The following is a 9081-nucleotide window of genomic DNA, read 5'->3' as shown; positions in this document are numbered from 1 at the left end:
AATCTCTCCCCCATAGCCTTAGTGGTACAAAAACTGTGTATCACCAGTAGGCTGCACGATGTCCCTTATGCTCTCCCGTCTCACTAAGCAGGCTCTCAGTGAAGAGGCTGCTTAGTACGAATCAAATATGTTCTAATAGATCATATAGTTGAGATACCGCGACTGACTTACCATATCTTCTGTATGTAATTGAATTATCTGCATGTCCTAAGAATGCAGCAGCATAATGCTCCACTACACCAGCATTTTTTAACTTAGTGGCAATGTAATGTCGCAGTGAATGAAACTCTGGAACCCCTAATTTTTTGCGGTAACCGCTGAACCAGCGGGTGAAGTAGTGGCTGTATGACCCTTTATAAAAAGTTAACTGCGGGAACAGTCTGCCTTTCTGTTTCTGTACATAGTCCAAAAATCCAATATCTATCAATTTATTATGAATTGGTATTGTACGTTTACTGTTCTCCGTTTTGACCACCTGTCCATCATGACGATCATCAATCCTGATGCACCATCTTCCCTCATTTTTCAATATATCACCATGATATAGTTGACAAATTTCATTAGCCCTCATCCCCGTAAATCGACCAAGCAAAATAATCCATATCTTCCAGTCAGGTAATGTACTGATTCCATTCTCTAGGCATCTGATCTGAGCAGAGGTATATGCCTCTCGCTTTTGGGAAACTGGCTCGCGATCCTTTTGGAGCAATCCCTCAAAGGGATTTTGAAAATCATAGTCAGTACGGTGTTTCAGCCATCGAAAAAACCCACTGATTTTCTTAACATATTTGTTCTTTGTAGGAATCGCGACATCCAGCCCGCTAATGAATTCAGCAGCCCTACTACGCTTAAACACCTGCTCAGTGAAGCTAAAGTACTTATCAATACAGCGTTTGATAGAAGAAACTTCCCTTTCACAAACTTCACGGCTTTTAAACTCAACGTACTGCTCAGCATGTAGTTTTAGCTCGCTAAGCGACAAGTCTGAATTAGGGGATTGGATCAAATCGATTGTAGTCGTGGACGTCTCAGTAATCAGCCAAGGGCGATCTGCAAAGCGTAAAGATCGCTTTGTCGCTTCAGTCTTTGAACGAGTACCTAACGAACGACGAAACTCACGGCGTTTACCACAGGGTAAGACGTTAACTTTCCGGTAGTACCAGATCCCATGACGGGAGAGCATAAGGGACATCGTGCAGCCTACTGGTGATACACAGTTTTTGTACCACTAAGGCTATGGGGGAGAGATTTCAGTACTTTAGACATTATCTATCAAGTACTTACCCTGAAATGGGTGGGGGCCCTGCCAGCTACATCCCGGCACACACGTCATCTGCTCTGGCTGCTTCCTTCCGGACCTGACCTGGTAAACAGAGTAGCGTTGCGGGAGAACCAACAGAGCCCCCATTGAGAGCGTTGTTAACCAACGCGCAGGCGCATTATCACTGCTGGCCCCTGTAAATGCAACCCATCCAATATCGGATGCTGTTTTCTTGCGCAATGAGGCTTCACTCCCCGGCGATTCACGATTATGCTGGAAGATTATCGCAGGAATGAATGATGGACAGACAAGACACTTTCCCCCAACGCGTCTGGCAAATCGTGGCCTCAATCCCCGAAGGGTTTGTCACGACTTATGGCGACGTCGCCCGCCTCGCCGGTTCACCTCGCGCCGCGCGTCAGGTCGGCGGCGTATTAAAACGATTGCCGGAAGGCAGCACCCTCCCCTGGCATCGGGTCGTGAATCGTCATGGCGCCATCTCCCTGACCGGGCCAGACCTGCAACGCCAACGTCAGGCGTTACTGTCAGAAGGCGTGGTGGTCTCGGGGAGTGGGCAAATCGATATGCAACGATATCGCTGGATTTATTAACCCTCTCCGGCCGGAGAGGGTTGTCCTGTGAGAGCTTAGTACTGTGTCGGCGCCGGTACGGCGGAAGACGGGTTCACCTGCGTCGGTGACGTTGACGGTACGGTTGTCGCTGCGCCGCCGCTGGCCTGAACAGGCACTGCCGTTTGCTGAACCGGCACCAGCGTCAGATCCGCTTTCGTGCCGCCCTGATTAATAACTGGCTGTACGGTATCGGTGATAAAGACCAGTTTGTCATTAATCGTCACGGCGGCGCTCAACAGAATCCGCGCATTTGGCTGGATGTCAGCCGGGTTAAACGGCAGTACAAAGCTAAATGGCGACTGTTTCCCCTCGGTGCGCACCGCTTTCTGCGACAGTACTTTCGACGGCGCATCCGCCAGTGAGGCATCAGACAGCGTCACAGTCAGTACGGCATCCGGTGGCAGAGCCACTTTCTGACGGATCCAGACGGTACCGGAGACATTAGGTTGCTGAATAGTTGACTGTGTAGCCACGCCAGAAGTATTTGGGTCAGGCGCAGGCGTCTGGATATCTGCGCTTCTGTCTGCGCAGGCTGCCAGAGCAACCGCAACCGCTAAACCACTTACCATGTGCACGAGTTTCATTAAATTCTCCTTATCATCAATGCATCAGCGGGAGGTGCTTTACCCGCCGGAAGAGTGGTTAACAAAGACATAACGTGACTAAGTGTGGCATATCTCACTTATTTTTGCCTGGAATTAGTCCGTAATTCAGACTATTGCACCCATCGGACCACTTTCAAAATTGCGTTATACTCTGCCTACCTCGCTTCGGCGCCGTTGTTACCTGGAGAGCACGTATGAGTCAGGCACTGAATAATTTGCTGTCATTGTTAGATCTGGAAAAAATTGAAGAAGGACTCTTTCGGGGCCAAAGTGAAGACTTAGGATTACGTCAGGTTTTTGGTGGTCAGGTGGTCGGTCAGGCGCTGTATGCCGCCAAAGAGACCGTACCTGAACAACGTCTGGTTCACTCTTTTCACAGCTACTTTCTGCGCCCCGGCGACAGCCTGAAGCCCATTATTTACGATGTGGAAGTTCTGCGCGACGGCAACAGTTTCAGCGCGCGTCGCGTCGCCGCCATCCAGAACGGGAAGCCTATTTTCTATATGACAGCCTCCTTCCAGGCACCGGAAGAGGGATTTGAGCATCAGAAAACCATGCCGGACGCCCCTGCGCCGGAAACGCTGCAATCGGAGACGGAGATCGCCCGTTCATTGGCGCATCTGCTGCCGCCCGTGCTGAAAGAGAAATTTATCAGCGACCGCCCGCTGGAGATCCGCCCGGTAGAGTTCCACAACCCGTTAAAAGGCCACGTTGCGAACCCGACGCGCCAGGTCTGGATCCGCGCCAACGGTACGATACCGGATGATATCCGCATTCATCAGTATCTGCTGGGTTATGCTTCCGATCTGAATTTCCTGCCCGTCGCGCTGCAACCCTACGGCATCGGCTTCCTGGAGAAAGGTCTGCAAATTGCCACGATCGACCATTCAATGTGGTTCCATCGCCCTTTCAACATGAACGAATGGTTGCTGTACAGCGTAGAGAGCACCTCGGCTTCCAGCGCCCGTGGTTTTGTTCGTGGGGAGTTTTACACGCGGGATGGCGTGATGGTCGCGTCGACCGTTCAGGAAGGCGTGATGCGCAATCGCAATTGAAAATGGCCGAATGGCGACGCACAAGCGTCGCCTCCGGCCTGTTGATGATCAGGCGTTATACGCATTCTCGCCGTGGCTGTTGACGTCCAGACCTTCGCGCTCCTGCTCTTCCGGTACGCGCAGCCCAACGGTGATATCCGCCAGTTTGTAGCCGATAAACGCCACTACGCCAGACCAGACGATGGTGATAGCGATACTCTCCAGCTGTACCAGCAGCTGATGCCCCATCGTCACGCCTTCGGCAAACCCTACACCGCCGAGCGTGGTGGATGCAAAGATCCCGGTCAGGATACACCCAACGATGCCGCAAACGCCGTGGATGCCAAACACATCACAAGGATCGTCCACACGCAGCAGACGTTTAAGCATCGTCACGCCCCACAGACCCGCCAGCCCCGCAACGACACCGAGAATCAACGCGCCGCCGACGCCAATGTAACCACAGGCTGGCGTTATGCCGACCAGTCCCGCGATAGCGCCGGAGCAGGCGCCCAGCAGAGACGGTTTACCGCGCAGCGCCCACTCGCCGAAAATCCACCCCAGAATAGCGGCAGCCGTTGCCACCACGGTGTTAACAAAGGCCAGTGCAGCAATCTCGTTCGCCATGCCCGCCGACCCGGCGTTAAAGCCAAACCAGCCGATATAGAGGATCGCGGTGCCGGTGAAAACCATCGGCAGGTTATGGGGTTTGAACGCCTCTTTACCAAAGCCGACACGCTTGCCAATCAGATAAGCGCCCACCAGACCAGCAATCGCCGCATTGATATGCACGACCGTACCGCCCGCAAAATCCAGCGCGCCGTGAGAAGCCAGCAAACCGCCGCCCCAGACCATATGCGCAATCGGGATATAGGAGAGCGTCAGCCACACCACCACGAAAATCAGTACCGCAGAGAAGCGGATACGTTCAGCCAGCGCCCCCACGATCAGCCCGACGGTAATGCAGGCGAAAGAGCCCTGGAAAGCAACGTGAATATACTGGTAGAAACTGCCCATCACTGCCGTGAGCTCAATATTTTTCAGCATCACCCAGTTGAAGTCGCCAAAGAAGTTGTTCCCCTCGCCAAAGGCCAGCGAATAACCGTAAACAACCCATAAAATACAGACCAGCGCGAAGGTGACGGCAACCTGCGTCAACATCGACAGCACGTTCTTTCCACGGATCAATCCGCCATAAAACAGGGCAATGCCCGGAATGGTCATGAACAGCACCAGCGCGGTGCAAATCATCATAAAGGCATTGTCGGCTTTATCCACAACCGCCGGAGCCGCCATTGCCAGACCTGGAAGCAAAGCCAGTGAAGCAAGGCCAGTTTTCATCGTTGCTATCTTCATCTTTTCGTTCCCTATCACTGTGTGCCAGGAGTTACAGTGCCGCTTCGTCGGCTTCGCCGGTACGAATACGAATGACACGTTGCAGCTCAGCGACAAAAATTTTGCCGTCGCCAATTTTTCCGGTGTAGGCCGCCTTGCTGATGACCTCAATGACTTCATCAAGCTGGTCGTCGGCAATCGCCACATCAATCTTCACTTTGGGCAGGAAGTTGACGCTGTATTCCGCACCGCGGTACAGCTCGGCATGACCTTTCTGACGCCCGAAGCCTTTCACTTCGGTGACTGTCAGCCCTTGAATACCAATCGAAGACAGTGCTTCACGGACGTCTTCCAGTTTGAACGGTTTGATTACCACGGTAACCAGCTTCATAGATCCCCTCCTGTCAGAATTCGATAATGTCTGCCGCTTCACGACAGGGATATTGCAAGGGGTGTGCCAGAAATGAAAAACGCGGGATAATTCAGGCTGGTAGGGTGCGGCTGGGGAAGGAAAAGAAAAAACGCACTATAACGGTGCATGGTACGTTACATTTTTGCACCAGATTGTTGATTGCCGGTTGGCGGCGTAAGCACCTTATTCGGCCTACAAGAGCGCATTGTCCGTAGGCCTGATAAGCGCAGCGCCATCAGGAGCTGAGCGATTCCTCACGCGCGCTGGCCGCCAGCTCTTCACCGGCAAGCTGTAGTTGGTACATCTGCCAGTAACGCCCTTGCGCTTCAAGCAGTTGTTGATGCGTACCGCGCTCGACCGCCTGCCCGCGATGCAGCACCAGAATGGTGTCCGCATCAACAATGGTTGACAGGCGATGTGCAATCACCACCAGCGTGGTGTGTTCACGCACTGCCGCCAGCGCTTGCTGAATCGCCTGCTCAGTACCGGAGTCAATGCTGGCGGTGGCTTCATCCAGAATCAGAACCTGCGGCGTATCAACCAGCACCCGCGCCAGCGCCAGCAGTTGTTTCTGCCCGACGGACAGATTATTGCCCTGCTCGCCCAGCCGGGTGTGGATACCCTCGCTCAGACTACGCGCCAGCTCCGCCAGTTGCACAGTTTCCAGCGCCTGCCAGACCTGTTCCTCAGAAATATCACGCCCCAGCGTAACGTTCGCCAGGAACGTATCCGCCATCACCACCGGGTCCTGCTGCACCATCGCGACTCCCTGACGTAAAACCCCGTGGCTCAGCGTTGACAGCGAACGACCGTCAAGGCGAATGTCTCCCTGTGTAAGCGGGTAATACCCCATCAGCAGGCTGGCGAGGGTACTCTTGCCGCTGCCGGTATGCCCGACCAGCGCCACAAAGCTGCGCGACGGAACGGAGAGCGTAATGTTTTGCAGCACCAGATTGTCGTCACGGTAGGCGAAGGAGACGTCATCAACGTCAATCCTGCCCGACTGCAACGGGCGCTCATCCCGACCATAATCCTGGCGTGGGCCGTCCATCAGTTCGAATACGCGCTCCCCCGCCACCGCAGCCTGTTGCAACATCGACTGTTGGGTCGTCAGTTCAATCAATGGCTCGTTCAGACGCCCCAGATAGCTGATAAAGGCGTACAACACCCCGACTTCAATGGTGCCGCGCGAGGTAAAGCTAAACAGCATCAGTAATCCGCAGAGGATCAGCGCGGAAAAAAGGCTGAGCAGCGGGCGCAATAAAAAACCGTCCAGTCGCAGGGTCTGCATCCGCGCCATATAGTGCGAGCGGCTGGCCTCCCCCATTCTCTCGCCGAACCGCGCCTGCTGGCGGAACTGCTGAATGACGCTCATGCCGTTAATGACCTCATTGAAGCCATCATTGATGTCCGCCAGATATGCCCGCACGCGGCGCACAATCGGCGTGCTATAGCGCTGGTAAATCACCATCACCACCAGCACCGCCGGGAAAATCGCCATCGCGACCAGCGCCATCCGCCAGTCGAGGCTGAACATGGCGACCAGCATCGCGCCAATTAACGCCGCGCTACGCAGCACCGTCGCCACGACCGTAACGTAAAGGTCGCGGATGACTTCCGTATCATTGGTCACGCGAGAGATCAGTTGCCCCACCGGCTGCGTGTCAAAGGCGCTCAGTGGCTGGCGCAAAGCGGCATCCATCACATCGGTACGCAGCTGTTGCACTACGCCGACGGCCGCCTGATTAAACAACAGCGACTGCGCATAATGCAGCCCCGCCGCCAGAAACTGTAAGCCAATGTACGCCGCCACCAGCCCCGCGACCGTGCCCAGCGGCAGGTGGCTCTTCGCGACCATATTGTCGATAAAGTAGCTGATAAGTAACGGGCCGCTGACTTCCGCCGCCGCCGCGATCCACAGCATCACCACGGCGATGACAAGCGGTTTACGCCACGGCGAACCATACGCCAGCAGCCTTTTCAGGGTCGGCCATAACTGTCCAAAACTACGCATCTGCCGTCTCCTCGTTGATTTCAGGAGCGTCAGTCAGCGCCGCCTCCAGTTGCTGATAGCGATACATATCGCGATACCAGCCCGTTTGCAGCACTAATTCATCGTGATCGCCACGCTGGGCGATATGACCATGCTGCATCACGATAATCTCGTTGGCTTCCGTCAGAGCGGATAAGCGGTGCGCGCTAATAATCACGGTGCGCCCCTCTCCCCACTGGCGTAAATTATGCAGAATCTGGTGTTCGGTACGGCCATCCACCGCCGACAGCGCATCATCCAGAATCAGGATTTCCGCATTGAGCAGTAACGCACGCGCAATAGAAATGCGCTGTTTTTGCCCGCCGGACAGCATGACGCCGCGTTCGCCCACTTCGGTGTCATATCCTTGAGGCAGACGCAAAATATCCTCATGCACGCGGGCCAGCCGCGCCACCTGTTCAATCTCTTCCTGCGTCGCGTTTGGGCGCCCCAGCGCGATGTTATTGCCGACCGTGTCGGAGAACAGGAACGGCGTCTGGCTGACGACCGCCAGGCGACTGCGCCAGCTATCAAGCTGCAAGCGCGTCAGCGGAATATCATGAAAACGGATATCCCCCTGCGTAATATCGAAATGGCGCTGAATAAGCGAAAGAAGAGTGCTTTTCCCCGCGCCCGTCGGCCCGCAGATCCCCAGCATCTGCCCTGGCTCAAGCTGGAATTGCACATTTTCCAGCGCCGGATGCGCGGTTTGCGGGTAGCTGAATTCACGAATGGAGACCGTCAGCTCTCCCCGCCCTTCCGGCACCGTCTCCGTTCCGTCGTTGACGACCGGCGCTTCCGCCAGCATCGCGCGGATACGGCTGTACGCTGCGCTACCGCGCTCCACAATGTTAAACATCCAGGCCAGCGCTAACATAGGCCAGATCATCAGCCCGAGGTACATCATAAAGCTGGTCAGTTCCCCAAGCGTCAGCGTACCGTGCACTACCATCCAGCTTCCGCCGCCGATGGCGAGCAGATTAGCCATGCCGATGGCAATATAAATCGTGGGATCAAAACGGGCGTCGATACGCGCTACCCGCATGTTTTTCTTCCCGGTGTCTTCCGCGTCCGCCGCAAACAGCGACGACTGTCGATCTTCAAGGCCAAAAGCTTTGATCATGCGAATGCTGGTCAGGCTCTCCTGGGTACGATCGTTCAGGCTGGAAAACGCCGCCTGCGCCAGTTTGAAGCGGTTATGCAGACGGTCGCCGTAGCGCTTGATCATCAGCGCCATAATCGGCATAGGCAGCAGCGCGAACAGCGTCAGTTGCCAACTGAGCTGCGTTGACATCACGATCAGCACGGCGCAGCCCATCACCAGCGAATCCACCAGCGTGAGCACCCCTTCACCGGCGGCAAAGACGACACGATCGACGTCGTTAGTCGCGCGCGCCATTAAGTCGCCGGTGCGGTGTCGCAGATAAAATTCAGGATGCTGGCGACTGAGCTGGCGGTAGTAATCTTCACGCAGTTCAACCGCCAGTTGATAAGAGGCGCCGAACAGCAACACGCGCCAGACATAGCGCAACAAATAGACGATTACCGCAATCATGGCCATCGTGCCCACCCACATCAATACCTGACCGGTAGTGAAATGTTGCGCAGTGACGCCATCCACAACGATCCCGACCACTTTGGGCGGGATCAGCTGGAGGACAGCGATAATGATAAGCAAGGCCACGGCGCCGAGATAGCGACGCCACTCCCGACGGAAGTACCAGCTTAATTGAGCAAATAATCGCACGCGTTATATCCTGACATGATTTC

At 54.9% G+C, this 9081-nt stretch carries 7 protein-coding genes, 1 other RNA gene and 1 pseudogene; 2 read left to right on the top strand and 7 right to left on the bottom strand.

Features of this window, described 5'->3' with window-relative positions:
* Window positions 1-121: 121 nt before the first annotated feature.
* Window positions 122-1192: a site-specific integrase gene (locus tag OGX75_RS16135; protein ID WP_001421867.1), complete on the bottom strand. Its 1071-nt coding sequence runs from the start codon at window positions 1190-1192 to the stop codon at window positions 122-124.
* 109 nt (window positions 1193-1301) lie between these two features.
* An RNA gene (ffs, locus tag OGX75_RS16130) (signal recognition particle sRNA small type) lies at window positions 1302-1398 on the bottom strand.
* An 84-nt stretch (window positions 1399-1482) separates the two neighbouring features.
* Here ffs and OGX75_RS16125 point away from each other — a divergent pair.
* Window positions 1483-1872, top strand: a pseudogene (locus OGX75_RS16125) (MGMT family protein).
* A gap of 35 nt (window positions 1873-1907) precedes the next feature.
* Here the strand turns inward: OGX75_RS16125 and OGX75_RS16120 are convergent.
* Entirely contained in the window at window positions 1908-2477 is a 570-nt protein-coding gene (locus OGX75_RS16120) for a YbaY family lipoprotein (protein WP_012133527.1), read from the bottom strand.
* A gap of 215 nt (window positions 2478-2692) precedes the next feature.
* Here OGX75_RS16120 and tesB point away from each other — a divergent pair, with 215 nt between their 5' ends.
* On the top strand, window positions 2693-3553 hold the full coding sequence (gene tesB, locus OGX75_RS16115) for an acyl-CoA thioesterase II (protein ID WP_012133528.1): 861 nt from the start codon (window positions 2693-2695) through the stop codon (window positions 3551-3553).
* Between the two features lie 48 nt (window positions 3554-3601).
* Here the strand turns inward: tesB and amtB are convergent, their stop codons facing one another.
* The 4 genes from amtB to OGX75_RS16095 form a co-directional block, all read right to left on the bottom strand.
* Window positions 3602-4888 carry an ammonium transporter AmtB gene (amtB, locus tag OGX75_RS16110; protein WP_024130590.1) on the bottom strand — a complete coding sequence of 429 codons (1287 nt, stop codon included), beginning with the start codon at window positions 4886-4888 and terminating at the stop codon, window positions 3602-3604.
* Between the two features lie 31 nt (window positions 4889-4919).
* The gene (glnK, locus tag OGX75_RS16105; RefSeq protein WP_012133530.1) at window positions 4920-5258 is read right to left on the bottom strand and encodes a P-II family nitrogen regulator; all 339 of its coding nucleotides are present in this window, start codon (window positions 5256-5258) and stop codon (window positions 4920-4922) included.
* Window positions 5259-5514: 256 nt separating this feature from the next.
* A complete protein-coding gene (locus tag OGX75_RS16100) occupies window positions 5515-7293 on the bottom strand; it encodes a SmdB family multidrug efflux ABC transporter permease/ATP-binding protein (protein ID WP_286450939.1) in 1779 nt (592 codons plus the stop codon).
* Window positions 7286-9058 (bottom strand): SmdA family multidrug ABC transporter permease/ATP-binding protein, encoded by a 1773-nt coding sequence (locus tag OGX75_RS16095; protein WP_286450938.1) that lies wholly within the window; start codon window positions 9056-9058, stop codon window positions 7286-7288. Before OGX75_RS16095 ends, OGX75_RS16100 begins: the two co-directional genes overlap by 8 nt.
* Window positions 9059-9081: the final 23 nt, after the last annotated feature.

The organism is Citrobacter sp. CK199 (assembly GCF_030333285.1).
Classification (GTDB): Bacteria; Pseudomonadota; Gammaproteobacteria; order Enterobacterales; family Enterobacteriaceae; genus Citrobacter_B; species Citrobacter_B koseri.
The sequence above is the reverse complement of the archived record's forward strand: the minus strand, read 5'-3'. Positions and strand labels throughout refer to the sequence as shown.

What these genes read in the sequence shown, in the direction of transcription:
- OGX75_RS16135 (WP_001421867.1), bottom strand. Translation starts at nt 1,192, where the DNA reads ATGTCCCTTATGCTCTCCCGTCATGGGATCTGGTACTACCGGAAAGTT.
- OGX75_RS16120 (WP_012133527.1), bottom strand. Translation starts at nt 2,477, where the DNA reads ATGAAACTCGTGCACATGGTAAGTGGTTTAGCGGTTGCGGTTGCTCTG.
- tesB (WP_012133528.1), top strand. Translation starts at nt 2,693, where the DNA reads ATGAGTCAGGCACTGAATAATTTGCTGTCATTGTTAGATCTGGAAAAA.
- amtB (WP_024130590.1), bottom strand. Translation starts at nt 4,888, where the DNA reads ATGAAGATAGCAACGATGAAAACTGGCCTTGCTTCACTGGCTTTGCTT.
- glnK (WP_012133530.1), bottom strand. Translation starts at nt 5,258, where the DNA reads ATGAAGCTGGTTACCGTGGTAATCAAACCGTTCAAACTGGAAGACGTC.
- OGX75_RS16100 (WP_286450939.1), bottom strand. Translation starts at nt 7,293, where the DNA reads ATGCGTAGTTTTGGACAGTTATGGCCGACCCTGAAAAGGCTGCTGGCG.